General features: G+C 41.3%; 22 protein-coding genes and 1 riboswitch. Of the genes, 15 read left to right on the forward strand and 7 right to left on the reverse strand.

All coding sequences use genetic code 11. The features are described 5' to 3' along the window. The first annotated feature begins 72 nt into the window (after positions 1-72). The gene (locus V7077_RS06205) at positions 73-882 is read left to right on the forward strand and encodes a hypothetical protein (RefSeq protein WP_335499450.1); all 810 of its coding nucleotides are present in this window, start codon (positions 73-75) and stop codon (positions 880-882) included. Positions 883-1009: 127 nt separating this feature from the next. Further along, positions 1010-2371 carry an MATE family efflux transporter gene (locus V7077_RS06210; RefSeq protein ID WP_335499452.1) on the forward strand — a complete coding sequence of 454 codons (1362 nt, stop codon included), beginning with the start codon at positions 1010-1012 and terminating at the stop codon, positions 2369-2371. Between the two features lie 176 nt (positions 2372-2547). On the opposite strand, the gene V7077_RS06215 is transcribed toward V7077_RS06210, so the two are convergent. Beyond that, a complete protein-coding gene (locus tag V7077_RS06215) occupies positions 2548-2745 on the reverse strand; it encodes a hypothetical protein (protein ID WP_335499455.1) in 198 nt (65 codons plus the stop codon). A 351-nt stretch (positions 2746-3096) separates the two neighbouring features. Here V7077_RS06215 and V7077_RS06220 point away from each other — a divergent pair, with 351 nt between their 5' ends. Continuing rightward, positions 3097-3795, forward strand: coding sequence for a sigma-70 family RNA polymerase sigma factor (locus V7077_RS06220; protein ID WP_335499457.1), 699 nt, complete (start codon positions 3097-3099; stop codon positions 3793-3795). 29 nt (positions 3796-3824) lie between these two features. Then, positions 3825-4406, forward strand: a complete 582-nt coding sequence (gene clpP / locus V7077_RS06225) for an ATP-dependent Clp endopeptidase proteolytic subunit ClpP (protein WP_335499459.1) — start codon at positions 3825-3827, stop codon at positions 4404-4406. A gap of 56 nt (positions 4407-4462) precedes the next feature. Here clpP and V7077_RS06230 read toward each other — a convergent pair whose 3' ends face one another. Continuing rightward, entirely contained in the window at positions 4463-5569 is a 1107-nt protein-coding gene (locus V7077_RS06230; RefSeq protein ID WP_335499462.1) for an AbrB family transcriptional regulator, read from the reverse strand. Positions 5570-5790: 221 nt separating this feature from the next. Continuing rightward, positions 5791-6075, reverse strand: coding sequence for a DUF2642 domain-containing protein (locus tag V7077_RS06235; RefSeq protein WP_335499465.1), 285 nt, complete (start codon positions 6073-6075; stop codon positions 5791-5793). Positions 6076-6257: 182 nt separating this feature from the next. Then, positions 6258-6358, forward strand: a riboswitch (SAM riboswitch). A gap of 64 nt (positions 6359-6422) precedes the next feature. Between V7077_RS06235 and V7077_RS06240 the strand changes: the two genes are divergently transcribed. The 9 genes from V7077_RS06240 to cysI all read left to right on the forward strand — a co-directional run bounded on the left by V7077_RS06240 (position 6423) and on the right by cysI (position 16037). Further along, a complete protein-coding gene (locus V7077_RS06240; RefSeq protein ID WP_335499467.1) occupies positions 6423-6584 on the forward strand; it encodes a YezD family protein in 162 nt (53 codons plus the stop codon). 74 nt (positions 6585-6658) lie between these two features. Further along, the gene (locus V7077_RS06245) at positions 6659-7375 is read left to right on the forward strand and encodes a phosphoadenylyl-sulfate reductase (RefSeq protein WP_335499468.1); all 717 of its coding nucleotides are present in this window, start codon (positions 6659-6661) and stop codon (positions 7373-7375) included. A gap of 149 nt (positions 7376-7524) precedes the next feature. Further along, entirely contained in the window at positions 7525-8592 is a 1068-nt protein-coding gene (locus V7077_RS06250; protein ID WP_335499471.1) for an inorganic phosphate transporter, read from the forward strand. Positions 8593-8655: 63 nt separating this feature from the next. Continuing rightward, positions 8656-9807, forward strand: coding sequence for a sulfate adenylyltransferase (gene sat, locus V7077_RS06255; RefSeq protein ID WP_335499473.1), 1152 nt, complete (start codon positions 8656-8658; stop codon positions 9805-9807). A 15-nt stretch (positions 9808-9822) separates the two neighbouring features. Next, positions 9823-10422 carry an adenylyl-sulfate kinase gene (gene cysC / locus V7077_RS06260; protein ID WP_335499475.1) on the forward strand — a complete coding sequence of 200 codons (600 nt, stop codon included), beginning with the start codon at positions 9823-9825 and terminating at the stop codon, positions 10420-10422. 23 nt (positions 10423-10445) lie between these two features. Next, complete coding sequence (gene cobA / locus V7077_RS06265) at positions 10446-11225, forward strand: uroporphyrinogen-III C-methyltransferase (RefSeq protein ID WP_335499477.1); 780 nt, start codon at positions 10446-10448, stop codon at positions 11223-11225. An 18-nt stretch (positions 11226-11243) separates the two neighbouring features. Then, positions 11244-11981, forward strand: coding sequence for a sirohydrochlorin chelatase (locus V7077_RS06270; protein WP_335499479.1), 738 nt, complete (start codon positions 11244-11246; stop codon positions 11979-11981). 509 nt (positions 11982-12490) lie between these two features. Beyond that, complete coding sequence (locus V7077_RS06275) at positions 12491-14290, forward strand: assimilatory sulfite reductase (NADPH) flavoprotein subunit (RefSeq protein ID WP_335499481.1); 1800 nt, start codon at positions 12491-12493, stop codon at positions 14288-14290. 28 nt (positions 14291-14318) lie between these two features. After that, the gene (gene cysI, locus V7077_RS06280) at positions 14319-16037 is read left to right on the forward strand and encodes an assimilatory sulfite reductase (NADPH) hemoprotein subunit (RefSeq protein WP_335499483.1); all 1719 of its coding nucleotides are present in this window, start codon (positions 14319-14321) and stop codon (positions 16035-16037) included. Between the two features lie 63 nt (positions 16038-16100). On the opposite strand, the gene V7077_RS06285 is transcribed toward cysI, so the two are convergent. Both V7077_RS06285 and V7077_RS06290 read right to left on the reverse strand, forming a co-directional pair. Further along, a complete protein-coding gene (locus V7077_RS06285) occupies positions 16101-16823 on the reverse strand; it encodes a 4Fe-4S binding protein (protein WP_335499485.1) in 723 nt (240 codons plus the stop codon). 55 nt (positions 16824-16878) lie between these two features. After that, positions 16879-17355, reverse strand: coding sequence for a hypothetical protein (locus tag V7077_RS06290; protein ID WP_335499487.1), 477 nt, complete (start codon positions 17353-17355; stop codon positions 16879-16881). 326 nt (positions 17356-17681) lie between these two features. Here V7077_RS06290 and V7077_RS06295 point away from each other — a divergent pair, with 326 nt between their 5' ends. Further along, the gene (locus V7077_RS06295) at positions 17682-18497 is read left to right on the forward strand and encodes a rhamnogalacturonan acetylesterase (protein WP_335499489.1); all 816 of its coding nucleotides are present in this window, start codon (positions 17682-17684) and stop codon (positions 18495-18497) included. Between the two features lie 138 nt (positions 18498-18635). Here the strand turns inward: V7077_RS06295 and V7077_RS06300 are convergent, their stop codons facing one another. Then, complete coding sequence (locus V7077_RS06300; RefSeq protein ID WP_335499491.1) at positions 18636-19631, reverse strand: NADPH:quinone oxidoreductase family protein; 996 nt, start codon at positions 19629-19631, stop codon at positions 18636-18638. 351 nt (positions 19632-19982) lie between these two features. On the opposite strand from V7077_RS06300, the gene V7077_RS06305 reads away from it, so the two are divergent. Beyond that, positions 19983-20546: a DUF2062 domain-containing protein gene (locus tag V7077_RS06305; RefSeq protein ID WP_335499493.1), complete on the forward strand. Its 564-nt coding sequence runs from the start codon at positions 19983-19985 to the stop codon at positions 20544-20546. A gap of 60 nt (positions 20547-20606) precedes the next feature. Here V7077_RS06305 and V7077_RS06310 read toward each other — a convergent pair whose 3' ends face one another. Beyond that, a complete protein-coding gene (locus V7077_RS06310) occupies positions 20607-21425 on the reverse strand; it encodes a GDSL-type esterase/lipase family protein (RefSeq protein WP_335499495.1) in 819 nt (272 codons plus the stop codon). Between the last annotated feature and the right edge of the window lie 123 nt (positions 21426-21548).

Genomic DNA, 21548 nt, shown 5'->3' on the forward strand with positions numbered 1-21548 from the left:
GGTAAATTATTCTTTTCTGAAATAAATGTTATAATAAAAGAACCTATATACATAATGGAGGGAGTTGTCGTTATGGCCATTTTGCGTACACAAATCGAACAGTCTGATTTAACTAAATATATTCCGCCAAAAGGGGACTATGAACCATTCCGGGATGACGAACATTATAAGGAAAAACTCAAGGAATGGGGATTGCCGGCGGCTAAAAAGGAATTTTGGTATAAAGAAGGCAACTATCAGCGACTTGTAACAATTAAAGGTTATGAGACCTATGGCAATACCGGAGAATATAACACGTTAGTGATCGAATTCCAGGATGGCAATTTGACCTGTATTCACCCGGCATTTTTAAAAGAAATGCAGCAGTCCAGTTTTGGCAAAGAGAGTTTAATTAATCTTGAAGAGAAAGATCCTTCAGATGAGACTGCAGAGTCCAAACCAGAAGTGGCAGCCCAGGAAACTGAAACGTTACCAACTCAAGAAACACCCAAGAAGGAAAAGGCCGCGAAACCTGCTAAGGAACCCAAGCCCAAAAAGGAAAAGGCACCGAAAATTGAGCTGCCTGCTGATAAAGTCCATTTTACTGCTGCTGTGAAACAGTTTGCTCTTGTCTATAATCCTTTTAATGAAGAAAATGATGAAGTGGTAGTATTGGAAAACGTGCAAATTGTTCAGGAGAATCCAATTGAATTGGGACTAGCCTGGTGCAGCCATAGTAAAACCTTGAAAAAATTTGAATTGGCAGCAGGGGATGTACTGGAATTCGATGGGAAAGTGACCGCCAAGAAATTGGGGAAAGGCAAGGATGCCCCAGAGGATTTTGTGGTAGATGCTAAAGTGTTGTATAAAATAAATAATCCATCCAAAATTGTGAAGAAATAGGACTTGTTATAGGGTCCTATTTTTTTAGTTCGAAAACAGATCCGCTTAAACTTTATGAGGAAAATTAACCCATAGTAGGGTATAATGGAGTTTCGGATTTTTATTTTTTTATAGGAGCCTTTATACTATGAATCAAACGTTTACACTCAAAGAAAAAACAAAGCAAATCTTTGTTTTGTTAGTACCCATCTTAATTACGCAACTTGGCATGTTTTCCATGGTCTTTTTCAATACGATTATGTCAGGAAGATATAGTAGTTCGGATTTAGCAGGAGTGGCTATTGGTACTTCAATCTGGAGTCCAGTCTTTAATGGCATTAGCGGGATCTTTCTGGCGGTGTCCCCGATTGCGGCCCAGCGATTTGGGCAAAAAAAGCCTGACGAAGTTGCTACGGTCGTCAAAAATGGGATATTTCTTTCTATTATCATTGCGATTATCATTATCGTGCTGGGATATTTTTTCCTAAGCCCGATTCTTGATCTAATGAAGCTTTCACCCAAAGTCCAAGAAACAGCATTTGATTATTTGGTTGGACTGAGTTATGGATTGCTGCCATTATTTATTTTTAATGTGCTAAGATCTTTTATTTATGCCTTAGGTAAAACGCGTGTCATTATGGTGATCATGCTGTTATCATTACCGATCAATCTCGTGTTAAACTACGTTCTGATTTTTGGGAAGTTTGGGTTTCCAGAGCTTGGCGGAGTAGGGGCAGGTTATGCTACTGCCATCACGGATTGGATTTTTTTAGGGATGACGATTTTCATCGTCAAAAAACAGGATCCGTTTTCTTCCTTCCAGATCTTTTCAAAGCTAAAAGAGTTTTCTTGGGAACAGTGTAAGGAAATTCTAAAGATCGGTGTGCCAATGGGGCTGTCCGTTTTCTTCGAGACCACTGTGTTTGCGATTGTAACGATCCTGTTAAGCAAGTTTAATGTTACGACCATCGCGGCGTATCAGTCAGCTTTAAATGTTGTCTCCTTTATTTACATGATCCCCATCAGTATTTCAACAGCGTTAACCGTGCTTGTTGGTTATGAAGTCGGGGCTAAACGATATAAAGATGCCAAACAGTACAGTTGGTTAGGCGTGGGAATCGCGGTGTTGATTGCGATTGGGACGGGATTGGTCGTTGTGGCATTTCGTTACCAGGTGGCCGGACTTTATTCGACGGAAGCAGCCGTTATTAATTTAACAGCGAACTTTTTAATCTTTGCCTTGTTTTTTCAAATTTGTGATGCCATCCAGGCAACGGCACAAGCGGCATTAAGAGGCTATAAAGACGTAAATATTGCTTTCATCATGACACTGGTTGCCTACTGGCTCATCTGCCTGCCAGCCGGCTATTTACTAGCCAATTTCACCGGCCTAGGAGCAAGAGGATACTGGATTGGACTCACCATCGGCCTGCTTGCCGCAGGAATCGCTCTATCCATCAGACTCATCCAAATCCAAAAGAATAGATACAACGCAGTAGTAACACAATAGGGGTGTCAGGCACCGAAAACTGACTTTCTACGGTACTGATGTGTGTAAGGGTGTCAGGCACCATTAACAAACTTTCTACGATTCTATTATGTTGAAGGTTATAAATGGTGCCTGACACCATTTTGTATAGAGATACATAAGAAGACGCCATTCCTGTTTGGAAATGGCGTCTGTTGTTAATATAGTTTTTTTAGGCCGAACCATTTGGAGTATAAACTTTGTTTTTTATCCTTAATGATCAGTTCATCCATAACTAATTTTTCACGATTGTTGTGGATCCATTTCTGTAATTCTTGTTTGTCTTTACAAAGAGTATAATATGTTTCCCCACCTTTTCCAAGTGCGTTGACAACATATCGACTTGTGTTCTCCATAATGCCCACCTTTAACATGTAGTGTTTAAATTGGATTATATCAGGCTGACCAAAATAATCCATGGTTATTTATCATCAAAATAAACCCCATTTTTTTCAATCAAAGCTACAACCATTGTAGGATGTCTTTCATTCTAATTCAAGCCTTATTAACTTAATAGTTTAAAATTTACATAGTTTTTACATAATAAATAATCATATTATGTAAACCACCTATATACAGCCATCGGTTTAGGTAATCCTTCGCAAACTAACATATAATAAAATAAAAAAAATAATTTACTTACCCGTATCTTTTGTTCCTTCTTAAAACGTTTATAAAGCAGAGAGTGCAAAAGGAGTGAAACACATATGTCAGTAAAGCTTAACCCATCCAAGACCATGGGTTCAGTGGAGGAAGAGAACCCATGGGCTGAAATGTATCCTAAACTTCAACGCTATTGCCGGTTTCTGGCCCAGAACAGATGGGATGGAGATGACATCGCACAAGAGACCTATCTGAAGGCGCTGAAATATCATCAGCACCAAATGAGTACCACATTGCTAAACAAAATTGCCTATCATCATTGGATCGATCAGCTTCGAAAACGAAAACATGAACTGCCTGAGGCCGAACTAGACATCTCCAGCCATGAATTAACCAAACAACTCGATGAAGTAACGAATGCAGTTGAAATGCTCATTAAGAAATTTACACCTAAGCAGGCCGTCATCTTTTTGCTAAAAGAGGCATTTCAATTTCAGCTAAAAGAAATTGCGGAGATTGTAGACTCAAGTGAAACGGCCGTAAAGGCCAGTCTTCATCGCGGGAAAAAACGGCTGTCAAAAACAACCGAGGAAGAGGAACCTTCTTCAGTCGACTCATATTGGGTTGAAAAAGAAAAAGAGGAACTCACGGAAATTTTTTATGAAGCTTTGAAAGAACAGGATCCATCTGTATTAATAGAGGCCATTCCTTCCATCACGGCCATCCGTAACGTCACAAGTTTTTATTCAAAATCGTCTTATAAAAATCAATCGCCTTCAAGCACTCTCTGCATGGCTGCCTAGCCTAATAAACGCGTCAAGGAGGATAAACAATGAGTACGATTCCATATGTTATTGAACAATCAAGTCGCGGTGAGCGTTCTTACGATATTTATTCCCGTCTGTTAAAAGACAGAATTATTATTATAGGGGAGGAAATCACGGATTATACCGCCAACAGCGTCGTCGCGCAGTTATTATTTTTAGCGGCGGATGACCCGGAAAAAGAGATTTCGCTCTATATTAACAGCCCAGGCGGCTCGACCACTGCAGGATTTGCCATCTATGATACCATGCAAATCATTAAGCCTGATGTTCGGACGATCTGTACCGGTATGGCCGCCTCGTTTGGTGCCATGTTACTTTTAGCTGGAGCAAAAGGGAAGCGGTGTGCACTCCCGAATAGTGAAATCATGATACATCAGCCGCTCGGCGGGGCTAGAGGGCAGGCGACAGAGATTGAAATTTCGGCCCGGCGCATTCTAAAGCTTAGAGAACATATTAATCAAATCATTGCAGACCGAACAGGCCAGTCAGTAGAGAAAGTGGCCAAAGATACGGACCGGGATTATTTTATGAGTGCAGAGGAAGCGAAAGCGTACGGGATTATTGATGAAATCCTTTCTCCAAAATAATAGACAAAAAAGCAATGCGGTGCATTTCAATCGCATTGCTTTTTTTAATGAGATTCTTATGCGGGTCTCTTTATTTTTCGAGAGCCAACTTTAAAAAACAGCCGCAACATCGGCGGAACAACAAAATAAATGAAAAAGAGCCGGAAGAGTTGATAGCCCGTGACCATCGATAAATCAGCATGGACTTCATGAGCGAGGATGGCCATCTGATCCATTCCTCCCGGGGCCAGACTCAATAAACTTGTCGACGGAGTAATATGATAAAAATATATGAGCAGGAGCCCTAAGCCGACAGCTCCCACAATCATGAACAGACCACTCAAAAACGCAAGGCTGATGATTTTCACTTTATTTTCTAGTTTTTCAGGCTTTAACAATAAACCAATATAGGAGCCAATCATAAACTGGGAAACATCCAATACAGATGGCGGCAAGACAGGTCCATGCAGACCTGAAATACCGGCAATCGCAGTGCCAAGGATAGGTCCCAATAAATTAGGGGTAGGAAATTTAAGTTTTCGCGCCAGGAATGCACACAATACACAGATAATCGCTAAAATTATAAAATTAGGAAATACCGGTCCAGATATTTGCGTCGCCTGATTCACTACATCCACTGCGGCACCGCTTCCTGGATGATGAAACAACGGGCCCAAGATCAGAAAGGGAACAACGAAGATAATCATCATCAAGCGAGCCACTTGCAGGAAAGTCACCGTAGTAAGATCGATTCCTTTCATTTCTTCCGCAAAAATAATCATTTGCGAAAGTCCGCCTGGTATACTTCCGGTTAAGACTGTCGGATAATCAACCCCGGTTAATTTAGAAACAATCCAGGCAATCCCTGCACAAAAGAGGACAAGCAAAGTCGTCATTAACAGCATTGAAGGTAGTTTGGCGATAATTTGTAAGAGCGCGTCTTTTGTAAAGGATAAGCCAATTGAATACCCGACAACAATTAAGCCTGTATCCCGAATTGCAACCGGCCAGAAAAAAACAATTTTTCCAAACCTGGCGCCGATTAAGACAGCTGCCATTGGTCCAAGCAGCCAAGGGATCGGGGTATGGAGGAAAGAGAATACCATTCCGCCAATGAAAGCCGTTACCAGAGTAAAGGTAAAACGAAGTATTTTATTGTCTAGATGGTTTAGTGAATGATTCAAAAAAAACCCTTCTTGTCTATTAGTTTTTAACCTGCTTCCTTCTTGTGAGGGTGTCACCATCCCCAACATCCGGAATCCATTTCATTATTTTAGCACGATGATGTGTAAAAGGATAATAAGAGACATTAAAAAGGATAGGGCCCTCCCTTATGTATTGAACGGGATGATTTTGTTGCAATAAAAAAGAGAAAGCATAGGTCGCTTTCTCTTGATGAAACGTCTTAATGACTACTGCTGCTTTCGTGATGTTCTGATGACTCCTCTACTTCCCCTGGTCCAAATCCAAATGGTCCTCTAGGTATAAAAGTTTCCACCCGGAAAATCGCCACGATGGTTTCAATTCTAATGGCTAAAACTCGGTTGCGGCCCCTGCCTCTCGATTCCAAAACAATCACATCTCTGCCAACCTCAAGAAGCCTGCCAGTAAAATTCCCTTGCAGAGTAACGACTTCGACCTCTTTTTTTAACAATTCATGGGCAATTTGATGAAAATTCAATTCTGTCACATTCCTCATCCTCCTTCACATTACAGTAAATGCAAACAATCAGAAAAGGGCATTGGTTTGACGAAATTTTTTTGCCAAAAGTTCACCCTAAAAAGATGGCAAGGAAGAATTTTTTAAATTTTATATTTTTTTATTTACATAAATCCTATTGGTATGGTAGGATTAATCACATCAATCAATTATTCTTATCTAGAGAGGCTTAGGGACTGGCCCGACGAAGCCCGGCAACCTGCCAAGCAAGGTGCCAATTCCAGCAAAATGTTTTCATTTTGGTAGATAAGGTGTTTACTGGACTTTTGTGAGCGCCTTTCCTAAAGTGGGAAGGCGTTTTTTGTAAAAGGAGGCGAATGAAGCTGAACGCTATTGAAAGGCAAGAACTTATCACGCATTTAGAAAATATGCTGGTCTCTTTACAATTTGGCTCGATAACACTAGTGGTTCAGGATGGCAAGATTGTACAAATTGAAAAAAATGAAAAGGTTCGTCTTAAACAAAATAAAAACTGCTGACCAGAAATCTGGAGGCTGTCTCAACGTCAGCCGCCAGGAAGACGTTTTTTTATGAAGAAAAGGAGGCATGTAGCATGACCGCTGCAATTACCTATCAAAATTGGCAACAAATTTCCGACACATTTCCTTTCGACGATGAAACAAAAGGAGCACTTTCTGTTTTAAAGTGGGCATACAACACTTACGCTGATCAAGACATTGTCTATGCATCCAGCTTCGGAGCGGAAGCGATTGTGTTAATTGACCTGATTCAGCAAGTAAAACCAGATGCCCATATCGTGTTCTTAGACACTGGGCTGCATTTTCCTGAAACTTACGAGGTTATCGACAAAATCGAAGCCCGTTTCCCAACTTTAAGAATTGAGCGGAAACAACCTAAAGTAAGTCTTGATGAACAAGCAGCAGAATATGGCTCAGCGCTATGGCTAAGAGACGCCAACCAGTGCTGTAATATTCGCAAGGTTATACCTTTGAGGGAGACATTAACCGCTAAACAGGCATGGATCTCAGGACTTCGCCGTGAACAGTCACCAACAAGAGCCAACACAGAATTCCTTAATAAGGATGATAAATTCGAGAATATTAAAATTTGCCCATTGATTCATTGGACTTGGGATGAGGTTTGGGATTACATCAGAAGTAAGGATCTTCCATACAACACCTTGCACGATCAAAACTATCCAAGCATCGGCTGTTTCCCTTGTACGAAGCCGGTTGGTGATGGCGGCGATTCACGTGCAGGACGCTGGTCGGGCAGCGGTAAGACGGAATGCGGCTTACATACCCGATAAGCTAAAGCCTCCACCACAGTGGAAATCCCACAGTGGATATTGGACCAATCTGGCATTGACGGGCGGTGCCCACCGTCTTGGGACTCTAAATCTTCTATAAATAATAGGGTGGATCGTCCGTAATGCGAGATGAAAGGAGGGTAATGTAGTTGCTCACAATCATAGCAGTGACGATTGGTTTATTTTTTGCAATCAATATAGGTGCAAGCGGGGCAGCCGCTTCCATGGGGATTGCCTACGGGGCGGGCGTAATAAAAAAGCCGCTGGCATTGCTGCTCTGCAGTATCACCGTATTCTTTGGCGCTTGGCTTGGTGGCGGAGAAGTAGTTAAAACGCTAGGCAGCGGTATTGTACCTAGCAGTACGTTTACCATCCCCATCGCTTTAATTGTATTAGCTTCAGCAGCCTTGTCACTGTTTTTAGCTAACCTATTTGGAATTCCGCTTTCAACTAGCGAAGTTGCGGTGGGGGCGGTCATTGGGGCTGGGATTGTCTATCAATCTGTGTTAGTCAGTAAAATCGTTTGGATTTTGTTATTCTGGCTGCTTACCCCATTTGTTGCCTTTATTATAGCGATTAGTGTTACGTTTCTATTAAAAAATAAACATTTGAAAAAATGGATGGAAGCACCAAAAGCAGTTCCATATCTGTCCGTGTTAGTCGTTTTTATGGGCTTGTTTGAAGCCTTCTCGGCAGGAATGAATAACGTGGCCAATGCGGTTGGTCCGTTAGTCGGAGCTAAAATCCTTTCGACTGAGAACGGGATTTTCTGGGGCGGGTTATTTGTTGCCGCCGGGGCATTGCTCCTCGGCCGTCGTGTCCTTGAAACCAACGGGAAGAAAATCACGAAACTGCGGTTAGAAGAGGGCTGCGTCATCTCAGGAACAGGCGCAACAATTGTGACAATCGCTTCTGTTTTTGGAATTCCAGTTCCGCTGACACAAATTACAACCTCCTCGATTATTGGGATAGGCTTTGCTAAAAACGGCAAATCTGTTTTGAAAAAAGATATTGTTGTACAGCTTCTTACAGTTTGGATTGTCTCACCAGTTTTATCAATGGTATTATCATATACAATGATTCAAATGATGATTGAACATAATTTTTATCCCATCATTGCAATGGCCGGTGTGTTAATTTCCGTCTTTGGTGTTATGTCACTAATGAAAAGACAGAAACCAAGTATGGCGGTACACCAGGAGATTGTGAAAGATTAAATTTGTTAGTTTCATATTTTAATTGATAAATTATTTTTTTAAAAAGAAAGGACTTGATTAACAGTGTCATTTTTACCAGCACCTCATGGAGGAAAACTAATTCAAGCATTTGACCCAACTTATGATTTAACAAACATCGAAAAAGAGATTGAAATTGATGCGATTGCATTGAGTGATCTTGAGTTGATTGGTATTGGCCTATTTAGCCCGCTTACAGGGTTCCTAGGAAAAGCAGACTATGAAAATGTTGTAACAAATATGCGTTTAGCAGACAACACGATTTGGTCGATCCCAGTCACTTTGCCGGTTTCCTACGAAACAGCAGAAACCCTTAAAGCAGGAGAAGAAATCAAGTTAGTTTTTCAAAACGAGGTTTATGGTGTAATTACGGTATCTGAATGGTATGAGCCAGATTTAGATAAAGAAGCGATTGAAGTTTACAAAACCGACGAAGTGGCCCACCCAGGTGTGAAACGTTTGTATGAAAGAGGACCTGTATATGTAGCAGGAGATATTGTCCTCGTTAAGAAATCCGAAAAGGGCGTTTTCGCTGATGTCTGGTATGAACCAAAAGAAACGCGTGCTCTTTTTGAAGCGAACGGCTGGAAAACGATCGTTGGTTTCCAAACAAGAAACCCAATCCACCGTGCTCACGAGTACATCCAAAAAGCGGCATTAGAAACAGTTGATGGACTTTTCGTAAACCCGCTAGTAGGAGAAACAAAATCAGACGATATTTCTGCCGAAGTTCGTTTAAAAAGCTATCGTGTCTTACTAGATAATTACTATCCTGCTGACCGTGTACAGCTTGGTGTCTACCCGGCGGCAATGCGTTATGCCGGCCCAAGAGAAGCAATTTTCCATGCAATTGCACGTAAAAACTTTGGCTGCACCCACTTCATCGTCGGCCGTGACCATGCTGGAGTAGGCAACTACTACGGAACATACGATGCACAGCATATCTTCAGCAATTTTGAAGAAGGCGAGCTTGGCATTAAACCATTATTCTTTGAGCACAGCTTCTATTGCACAAAATGTGAAGGCATGGCATCTGATAAAACTTGCCCGCACGGCAAAGAAGACCGTGTGATCCTATCTGGAACTAAGGTTAGAGAAATGCTTCGTGCCGGCGTTCTTCCTCCTGCAACTTTCAGCCGTAAAGAAGTTGTAGAAGTATTAATCGAAGGTATGAAAGAAGAAACCGCAACGGTCTAAGGAGGAAATACAACAATGTCTAAAGCAACGAATATCACTTGGCATTCTGCAACCATTACAAAAGCAGACCGCCGCTCTCAAAATGGTCATGGCAGTTGTGTTCTTTGGTTTACTGGTCTTTCTGGTTCTGGTAAATCAACGATTGCCAATGCGGTTTCGAGCGAGTTATACCGCCAAGGCATTAATGAATATGTTCTTGATGGTGATAATATCCGCCATGGTTTAAACAAGGATTTAGGCTTTTCAGATTACGATCGTACCGAAAATATCCGCCGGATTGGAGAAGTAGCCAAACTTTTTGTGGATAGTGGAGCAATCGTAACGACGGCATTTATTTCTCCATTCCGATCCGACCGCGACCAGGTCCGCGAGTTGTTTGAAGAGGGCGAGTTTATTGAGGTATATATTGACTGCCCGCTTGAGCAATGTGAAGCGCGTGATCCTAAGAAGCTTTATGAAAAAGCACGCCGCGGTGAAATTAAAGATTTTACTGGAATTGATTCTCCATATGAAGCACCTGAGCGCCCAGAAATAACGATTCGCTCTGATAAATTAACGGTTACAGAAGCCGTTGCACAAATTTTTCAATACCTGCAAGAAAAGAACATTATCTAGTCTTTCGGAAAGGATGAACAGCCATGGCTGGCAAGGTTTATTTAGTAGGTGCGGGTCCTGGAGATCCAGATTTACTGACGGTTAAAGGATTACGATGCCTGCAGGAAGCCGATGTCATCCTCTATGATCGGCTCGTTAATCCTGAACTGCTTAAATCGGCAAAAGAAGGGGCGCAGTTGGTTTACTGCGGTAAACTCCCTAATTATCATACGATGAAGCAGGAAACAATTAACCACTTTTTAGTGAAGTACGCTAAAAAAGGCTATCAGGTGGTCCGCTTAAAAGGCGGTGATCCTTTTGTCTTCGGCCGTGGCGGCGAAGAGGCGGAAGAATGTGTGAAACACGACATTCCTTTTGAAGTCGTTCCCGGAATCACTTCCGGGATTGCGGCTGCTGCTTATGCCGGGATTCCGGTTACCCATCGCAGTTTGAGTAAAAGTTTTGCTTTTATTACGGGTCATCAGGCTTCTGGCAATGTGGCGGCCGAACATCAATGGTATCACCTGGCGAATGGGGTGGATACGCTTTGTATTTATATGGGGGTATCCCATTTGCCGATCATTGTAGAGCAGTTAATCGAAGCTGGCAAATCTCCTGAGACTCCCATTGCCCTAGTCCATTGGGGGACACTAACTGATCAGCAAACGGTGGCAGGAACGCTTGAAACCATCGAGGAACTTGTGAAAAAAGCGGCAATCTCGAATCCAAGCATGATTGTGATTGGCGAGGTTGTAAAGCTGCATCATCGGTTAAACTGGTATCAAGAAGAAATTGTTCCTAATCTGCCGCTTGTACATGGTTAGTGTTTGGAGGGGATGAAGATGAAAGCCATTTTATATATTGGTCATGGCACACGCTCGAAAAAAGGAGCAGATGAGGCAAGAGCCTTCATTGCGAGAGTGAGTGAGCGGGTCGATTTTCCGATTCAAGAAATTAGTTTTTTAGAGTTAACGGAACCTTCCATTGACGAAGGGTTTAGGCGCTGTGTGGAGAGAGGGGCAGCAGAAGTAACGGTTGTTCCCCTATTTCTACTAGCGGCCGGGCATATCAAACAGGATATTCCCAATGTACTTGAGGAGTTACGCTCGACTTATCCTGATGTTTCGATTAAGGTTAAAGATCCTTTCGGTGTTCAAGGTCAAATTCTGGATGCTGTCGCTGAACTCGTTCGAGAGACTGTAGGGACAGTGGGGCTCGAGGATCGGGTGTTGATTGTCGGAAGAGGGAGCAGTGACCCTGCCACACTGGCCGATTTCGGCTTGATTGTGGATGGCGTGATGGAACGGCTTGGTATCACTGGTGTATCGGTATGTTATTTGGCGGCGGCAGAACCCCGGTTTTCGGAAGGGTTAGCTGCGGTTATGGATGATGCTAAGGGTAAGGTGATTGTGATTCCTTATTTGTTATTCTCCGGGCTTCTGATTGCGGAGGTAACGGCGGAGATTCGGAAGTGGTCGAAGCAGGGCCGGGAAATCTATCATACTGGTATCCTTTCTGAGCACCGGGTGATTGAGGATATTGTGGTGGAACGGGCAATGTGGGATAAGAGGCGTTTATAACTGTCGAAGCTATGAAGAAAGAGAAGCTTCGACAGATAAGAGGCGTTCATAACTGTCGAAGCCCTGAAAAAGAAGCAGCTTCGACAGATAAGAGGCGTTCATAACTGTCGAAACCCTGAAAAAGAAGCAGCTTCGACAGATAAGAGGCGTTCATAACTGTCGAAGCCCTGAAAAAGAAGCAGCCTCGACAGATAAGAGGCGTTCATAACTGTCGAAGTCCTGAAAAAGGAGCAGCTTCGACAGATAAGAGGCGTTCATAGCTGCCGAAATCGGAAAAAAAGAGCTGCTATCTCTGATAAGAGTGACTCATGAGAAATTCGATTAAAAACCGGGAAGAATCGTACTCTACGATCTTATTTAAGTCCCGACCAAAGTAATTTTGAAAAAAAGATAAATTTTTAGAATAATAGTTGTCTGAATCATAAAAAAATGGCATGCTAGATTCTAAGAGAATTTTCTCAATAATATTGCAAAATAATTATTTTTTAATTCCATGTGAGGTGGTATTGTTGCAACTTCAGGTATTGAACAGCCCATTTACAGAGGAGCAGGTGGAGCTTCTTAACAGACTCCTGCCAACTTTGTCCGAAACTCAAAAGGTTTGGCTCAGCGGCTATCTTGCCGGCTCCCAATTGGGAACCGCACCAGCGCAAATGGCACAGCTTCCAATCGAAAATTCAAAAATTTCAAAAGAGGTAACGATTCTTTACGGTTCTCAAACAGGGAACTCTAAAGGCCTAGCCAAAAAATCAGCAAAATCGCTAGAAGCAAACGGATACCAAGTAACCGTCAGCGCGATGAGTGATTTTAAACCAAATAATCTTAAGAAGCTGCAAAATCTTTTAATCATTGCGAGTACACATGGAGAAGGAGATCCGCCAGATAACGCCATTAGCTTCCATGAGTTCTTATATAGTAAAAGAGCACCAAAACTAGAAGACTTACATTTTTCAGTTTTAGCTCTTGGAGACAGCTCATACGAATTTTTCTGCCAAACAGGAAAAGACTTCGATGCTCGTTTAGAAGAACTGGGCGGTACACGTCTATATCCACGCTTCGACTGCGATGTTGATTTTGACGAACCAGCTGCAGAATGGCTTGAAGGAGTTCTAGCGAGCTTAGGAGAGGCTGCAGGCGCTACTCAAGCACCAGCTCTAACGGCTGCAAACCCAGCAACCGAATCGGTTTACTCGAGAACGAACCCGTTTAAAGCAGAAGTACTTGAAAATATCAACCTGAACGGCAGAGGCTCAAATAAAGAAACCCATCACCTTGAGATTTCGCTTGAAGGTTCTGGCTTAACATTCGAGCCGGGAGACGCTCTTGGGATTTATCCAGACAACGATCCAGAGTTAGTGGATCTATTAATCAAGGAATTAAATATGAACCCTGATGAAAAAGTAACAGTGAAACAGGGTGACGTTCGTACCTTACGAGAAGCGCTTGTTTCTTATTATGAAATTAGCGTTCTAACAAAGCCGTTTCTTCAAAAAGCAGCAGACCTGACTGGAATTGCAGCGATACAGGAGCTTCTTGCCCCTGGTAAAGAAGAAGAAGTAAAAGCCTATATTCATGGACGCGATTTAATCGATTTAGTTCGTGATTATGCTCCTTGGAACGTAACCGCACAGGAGTTTGTCTCGATTTTACGTAAAATACCAGGCCGCCTTTATTCAATTGCCTCCAGCTTAACGGCAAACCCTGATGAAGTTCATTTGACAATCGGCGCGGTGCGCTACAATGCACATGGACGAAGTCGAAATGGCGTATGTTCAACATTAGTTGCGGACCGGATTAACCCTGGGGATATTCTCAATGTGTATGTCCAGCAAAATGAAAACTTTAAACTGCCACAAAACGCAGAAACACCAATCATTATGATTGGCCCTGGTACGGGTGTAGCGCCATTCCGCTCTTTTATGCAGGAACGTGAAGAAACGGGGGCAGAAGGAAAGTCATGGCTGTTCTTTGGCGACCAGCATTTCGTGACGGATTTCCTTTACCAAGTTGAATGGCAAAAATGGCTGCAAAACGGTACGTTAACGAAACTGGATGTAGCTTTTTCAAGAGATACTGATCAAAAGGTTTATGTGCAGCACCGCATGCAGGAGCAAAGCCAGGAGTTATTCCAGTGGCTTCAAGATGGTGCAGTCGTCTACATTTGTGGTGATGAAAAGCACATGGCACATGATGTGCATCAAACACTTATCGATATTATTGAAAAAGAAGGCAATATGAGCGGTGAGGATGCAGAGGCTTATTTAGCCGACATGCAGCAGCAAAAACGTTACCAGCGGGATGTATATTGATTTTAAGGGGAAGGAGTTTTAATTCAACATGGTTAATCAAATTTTAAAAGCACCAGATGGACCACCAAGTGATGTTGAGGATATAAAAGTACGAAGCAACTATCTGCGCGGTACGTTGAAAGAAGTTATGCAGGATCGAATCAGCGCCGGTATTCCAGACGACGATAACCGTCTAATGAAACACCATGGCAGCTACTTGCAGGACGACCGCGACCTTCGCAATGAACGTGCTAAGCAAAAGCTTGAACCAGCTTATCAATTCATGCTTCGTGTCCGCCTTCCTGGGGGAGTAGCAGCACCGAACCAATGGCTCGTCATGGATGAACTTGCTGACAAATATGGTAACGGCACTTTAAAGCTGACCACACGTGAGACATGGCAAATGCACGGAATTTTAAAATGGAATATGAAAAGTACCATTCAGGAAATTAATGGTGCCCTTATGGATACGATCGCAGCCTGCGGTGATGTAAACCGTAACGTAATGTGTGCTTCAAATCCCTATCAATCTGAGATTCATGCGGAAGTGTATGAATGGTCTAAAAAATTAAGTGAGGATCTTCTTCCAAAAACAAGAGCCTATTATGAAGTGTGGCTTGATGAAGAAAAAGTTGCCGGCACTCCTGAATTTGAAGAAGTGGAACCGATGTATGGACCAACGTACTTACCGCGTAAGTTCAAAATTGGTATCGCAGTTCCGCCGTCCAATGACATCGATGTCTTTTCACAAGATCTTGCTTTCATTGCGATTGTTGAAGAGGGCAAACTAATCGGCTTTAACGTCGGTATTGGCGGAGGTATGGGTATGACACACGGTGATACCGCGACATATCCTCAGCTGGCAAAAGTGATTGGTTTCGTTAAACCGCATCAACTTTATGAAGTAGCGGAAAAAACGATTACGATCCAACGTGATTACGGAAATCGTTCCGTTCGTAAAAATGCCCGCTTTAAGTACACAGTTGACAGACTTGGTTTGGAAAACGTCAAGGCCGAGCTTGAAAACCGCTTGGGATGGAGCCTCGATGAAGCGAAACCGTTCCAATTTGACTCTAATGGCGACCGCTATGGATGGGTTAAAGGGGTTCAAGGTAAATGGAATTTTACCTTATTTATCGAAAACGGCCGTGTGGCGGATTACCCAGATTATCAATTAAAGACCGGCTTGCGCGAAATTGCTAAAGTCCATACGGGTGATTTCCACTTAACCGGTAATCAAAACGTAATTATTGCCAATGTTTCTAGCCAGAAAAAGAAGAAAATCAATGATTTGATTGAAAAATACGGTTTAACAGACGGCAAGCATTATTCTGCTTTACGCCGCAGTTCAATGGCTTGTGTAGCTCTACCTACATGCGGATTAGCGATGGCAGAAGCAGAGCGCTATTTACCATCTCTAATCACAAAAATTGAAGAGATTGTTGATGAAAGCGGCTTGCGTGATAAGGAAATAACCATCAGGATGACAGGCTGTCCGAATGGTTGTGCCCGACACGCACTTGGGGAGATTGGCTTTATCGGTAAAGCGGTAGGGAAATACAATATGTATCTTGGCGCTGCACACGATGGCAGTCGGTTAAGCAAAATGTACCGTGAAAATATCGGTGAAGAAGAGATTCTGAAGGAGTTGCGCGTGATTCTTCCACGCTATGCGAAGGAAAGACTGGAAGGCGAGCACTTTGGTGATTTCGTCATCCGCGCTGAAATCGTGAAAGCAACCACTGACGGTACCAACTTCCACGAATAAATTGGACCAGGTGAGGGAGACTGTTATAAAAAATGGCTTAGTTCATTCGAACTAGGCCATTTTTTATTTTACAATATAAGTAATCGCCTTTTTAGGACAGTGATCAATACATGACCCGCATAGAATACACTCATTATCATCCATTTCTTCTAGTTTAACTTTCTCTGAAACATTTAGACTCATTGGGCAGGACTTATTACACAAATGACAGTTTATACATGCAGTTTTATCTGCATGTAACTTGACTCGTTTAATATGAAGAAGATTCCCAATTTTAGTTCCTAATACCATAAACGGCGCCATCCAGCAAAAATAGTGGCAAAAGATCCGTTTACCAAACACAACAGATGGAATGAAAATAAGCAAAACTACCCCATAATAAATGATATAATCATATACATTTGCTATCGATATTCCATTAGTAGTTTCATAGAAAAAATTTACGGATATTTGGTGTTTTCTAACTATAAAACAAAATATAATACTACTTACCCATAACAACCAAATCACATATTTAATATTATTTTTCCATCCTTGCTTGGGATTTTTATCATTAATTAGCGTTACACAATCCTGAAGTCCTCCTGCAGGACAGAGGTACGAACAAAATAATCTTCCTAATAAAAGTGAACTTATGAGCAATGAGAGAAAAACAATGAAGCTTCCAGTGATTATTCCGTCTCGTGCCCCTACTATAATCAATTGTGGCGAAAGATAATAAATGGTTATCGGAAATAGCAGCATAGAAACAATTAATAGTAATTTTCTACTATTTTGCCTTTTCATATTTGTTCCCCCTCAATTAATATGTTGTGAAAAGATTCACAAAACTTGAGAAGCCTTATTTAACCATACTTGCTTTTAAATGCTGAATGTGGATACCGATATGTCCAATTCCAATAATGGCCGCGGATGTAATCAACCAAATTACTTTTCCATAAATACCTAATAGCAAAAAGGCCATCACAGGGAGACTTGCACCAGGCACGGGAATTCCGTAAAAACTTCGGTAAAAATTTTTTTCCGTATGCTCACCAATAAAATATCTAATCCAACTAATTTCATATAGAATCATTAAAGCAAATGATGCTAATAACCAATAACTCCATGCTGAAAATGGTGCAGGGTTAAAATCAGTAAAAATTAGGATGCTGCAAGTACAGCATATTTGTCCAACACGTTCAAATAATAATAATAATTTGTTTTCATTGGCAGGGTTATAATCAATTGGCTTGTACTTACTCCAAATGGCGTTGGGAATCCATAACATCAATAAATAGATCAGACCTACATAGGAAAAACCTAAATGACCTAACATATTATCACCCCTGATACGATTCAAAAATGTCTCATCAATTAATGTAATGCACTTATATTCCTAATTTTACCATTTGTTAGAATAATAGAAGCAGTAAAAAATGAAAACATTATGAATTTTGTATCAACGATACTACCCGCTATTTAAGTACAGACTTGCACAACATTTTGAAAGTGTGAAAGTTTACCTATTTGGTTAGGCAAATCAAAAAATGAAATTGCTGTACAGAAATCACTAAAGGTGTAAAAATATAATGTGATTTGAATCTGTGGTTGTGGTTATATAAATACTAAGACATCAATGGATTTTACATAGGGGGTATTGAAATGTGCAAAGGAATTATATGGAAACTGGCGTTATTTTCTTTGTTGATCCTATCAGGTGTTTCGGCCTGTATAATTGTTCAAAAATCAGAAGAGCCACCAAAGCGTGCTTTGGCACAGCAAAATGACAAGCCAGTTACAATCTATCTTGCCGGGGATTCCACTGTTTCCGATTATCCAAAATCACTATACCCGCGAGCAGGCTGGGGGGAAGTGCTCCCCACCATGCTAGATTCAAAAGTGACGATTCGAAATTATGCAAAGCGTGGGAGAAGTACGAAAAGTTTTATTTATGAGGGAAGATTAAAATTGATTTTGAACCAAATTCAAAAGGGGGATTATCTCTTCATTCAGTTCGGACATAATGATGAAAAATTCAGCTTTAAAAGACTTTATACGAACCCAAACACAACATATAAAAGTTACTTAAAAAAGTATATTGAGGGTGCTAGGAATAAAGGGGCAATCCCTATACTAGTGACACCTGTACAAAGGTTGAGGTTTTCAAGTGATGGCAAGGCAATGGAAACACACGGCCGATATCCAGCGGCGATGAGAGCGTTGGCTAGAGAAGAAAATGTCCCTGTTATTGATTTAGCCGCAAAGAGTAAAAAATTATATCAACAGCTAGGACCCGCTAAAACGAAAAACTTATTTTTATGGTTAAAAAAAGGGGAGTATCCTAACTACCCTGATGGAGTAATGGACAGTACACATTTTCAAGTTTATGGAGCCCGGCAAATTGCCAAATTGCTTGTTGAGGGGATAACTGAGCAAAACCTGCCGCTAAAAATGCATGTCTTACCAAAATACCGTTAGTAAATGCAAAAAGAAAGAAGGTGTCCCAAAAGTATAACTTTTAGGAGCACCTTCTATTTTATTCATTAGACTAGTCTGTTGATTTCCGCTCCAGGCGCTTCGCTTACCGTTGCGCGGTGCCTCTTATTTATCTGGACTTTAGCTTAATTTTACAATTATTCTTCCTTTAGCCTGTGCTTTTAAGAGTGTAGGAAGGACTTCAGGCAGTTGTTCAAGCGTGACTTCATCTTGGATAAGTTCTTCTAAATTGTCTGGTTTGAAATCAGAAGCAAGCCGATCCCAGATTTTTAAGCGAGCTTCCATCGGACAATAAACAGAGTCGATTCCTAGTAAATTAACGCCTCTAAGAATAAATGGAAACACGGATGTAGGCAATTTAGTTCCGGCGGTTAAGCCACTAGCAGCAACTGAACCGCCGTATTCAATTTGACTTAATAATGAAGCGAGTGGTTCCCCGCCCACCGGATCAACAGCGGCAAACCATTTTTGCTTGCCTAAGGCTCTAATTTTTCCGTCATAAACTTCTTCACGCGGGAGGACTGCTGCTGCACCGAGCTTCTTCAAGTAGTCATACTCGGATTTTTTACCCGTACTTGCGTCCACCTGGTAACCACGCTTAGCAAGAATGGAAACAGCAAAGCTTCCGACCCCGCCCGTAGCACCGGTAACGAGAACCTTACCTTTTTCTGTTGTAACGTTATTCTCTTCTAAACGCTGGACCGACAGCGCAGCAGTAAAACCGGCTGTACCAATGACCATTGCTTCTTTTAAGGTTAGGCCATTTGGCAGTGGTACAATCCATTTAGAAGGAATTCGGGCATACTCACTGTAACCTCCAAAATGGGAGACACCTATTTCATAGCTCGTGGCAATGACTTCATCACCTTCTTGGAAACGAGCGTCACTAGACGAAACGACTACCCCGGCTAAATCGATACCTGGTATGAATGGATAGCGTGTGACAATATTGCCAGTCGGAATACTGGCCAAACTATCTTTATAATTGACGCTTGAGTAGTGGACTTTGATCAGAACCTCTCCCTCAGGAAGATCAGCTAATGTTCGTTTTTGTACTTCAGCAGAAAATTGCTCGTCCTGCTTATCAACAATCAAGGCTTTAAACGTTTGCGACATGGTATTAACTCCTCACAAAAATTAGACGTAAGATTATCATACAATAAATAGTATCATTTTACCTTTATGGTACACGGATGAATTGTGAAAATACTAGGAAATCGTCTTGAGGATAAAAGTCCCGAGAAAGGAACAAAATGAAGTTCTTAACATATCATATGGTAAACGGATGAGCCCGCTTTACAAACACATGTCACCTTAATTTTTAATAAAAAATTGACTTGTTAAATTAATTTTTTATTAATATTCAAAAAACCAGCAATATCCTGTATAGTACTTCTGGTTTATTTAGTTCTTTTGGAATATAATTAACTTATAATCTTTTATTGTATTCGGTCGGGAGGTTAACTTATGAGCATAAAACATAAAAAGTATAATTTCTTTCAACGCCTAGGACGTGCTTTTAAGTTAAACTTTTTAAAACTTCTCCGTTCTCCTGGAGGGGCAAAAAAAGTATCGTTGGGTTTTGCAATTGGATTCGGTCTTGAGATGTTAGTCATTTCGTCTGCTTCCTTAATATATATTTTATTCGTACCGATTGTCCGCTTGGCGAAAGGATCGCTCCCAGCTTCGATTATTGGTAATGTAATTGGAAAATTGACATTGCTGCCCGTCATTTTATTGCCTTTTGCCAGAAAATTAGGGAAAATAATTCTTCCAATGAAGGTGAAAATTGGACACAATGGTTCCTTTTCATTCCAAAAGCTGTTGCACGGTGATTTCCACAGCCTAGTCAGCCTCATACACGGCGGATTTCACGCTTTGATTGGAATGACCATCTTTGGAATTATCCTTAGCGTTATATCATACTTCATCGTTCATTATTTTTATGAAAAAGAACGTGTGAATCGTTTAAAAAGAAGGCGCTCTAAAAGTGAGATCCGGATTAAAAGAGTGAATAAAAATTTTATTTGACCTGTAAACGTTCGCATGAATGGTGAAAAAAAAACGAAGGAGTGCTGCTCCTTCGTTTTTTTATGCGGCTGTTTTTCGATATTGATGTTTAAATTGATAGATCATCTGTTCGGAAATGGCGGTATAACCCGCTAAATTTGGATGGACACCATCGGCAGCTAAATTTTGTAGATGCTCGCCGTTAATTACCTTTGTCGTTTCAATCACCATCGAAGAGGGCAGGCGGTTTGCCACTTCATAAATATGGACATTCCATTTTGGCAGCAGTTTATCAGCAAGTGCATACATTTGGTTATCCGGAGATAATGGATTATATAATTCTAATAAAACCACCGTAGCATGAGGATTTAGTTTGGTAACTCGATCCGTAATGTCGGTTAAATTTTTCGTAAAGGTGGCTTGCAGCTCATCATAGGTTTGAAAGACAGATTGAAGGTCTAGTCCTTTGGCTGCGTGAATGATATCATTTCCGCCCACGTTGATTGTAATAATGTCAGCCTGTTTAATCGAATCATCAAATTGCCCAGTCTGGACAAGCTGGTTTAATTCGCTGCTTGTAATCCCGTTAATTCCTTGGTTGTTAAACGCTATTTTTTTGTGGGCCTGTTCGCCCAGTGAATTAGAAAATTGCGAAACCAAATCTTGGCTTTGTTCGGCACCAACGCCGCGGATCACCGAGTCACCGATGGCCAGGTGATACAAGGTGGCAGCTTTTTTATTTTTAAAATAAGTAAGATAGGAAACTTGGTTGTCAGCCTGCCTGGCTTTAACCGTATGTTTTTTCATTTGGTAAAGTTGATAGTGTGGATAATAGATCCAGATTGCCGAACCAAGTCCTATAATCAAAACGAAACAGATTAGGTATTTTAAAAACTTCATTTCCTTCACTCCCTGATATTCCATTATAGCAAGGAAAACAACAGAAAGATGTAGGAGTTGATTTCCATTCAAGCTGACACTTTCTTATTTTTAGGCTTTGTTAATTGTTGATTTCCGCTCCAG

The sequence above is a fragment of the Neobacillus vireti genome (assembly GCF_036962465.1).
Classification (GTDB): domain Bacteria; phylum Bacillota; class Bacilli; order Bacillales; family Cytobacillaceae; genus Neobacillus; species Neobacillus vireti_B.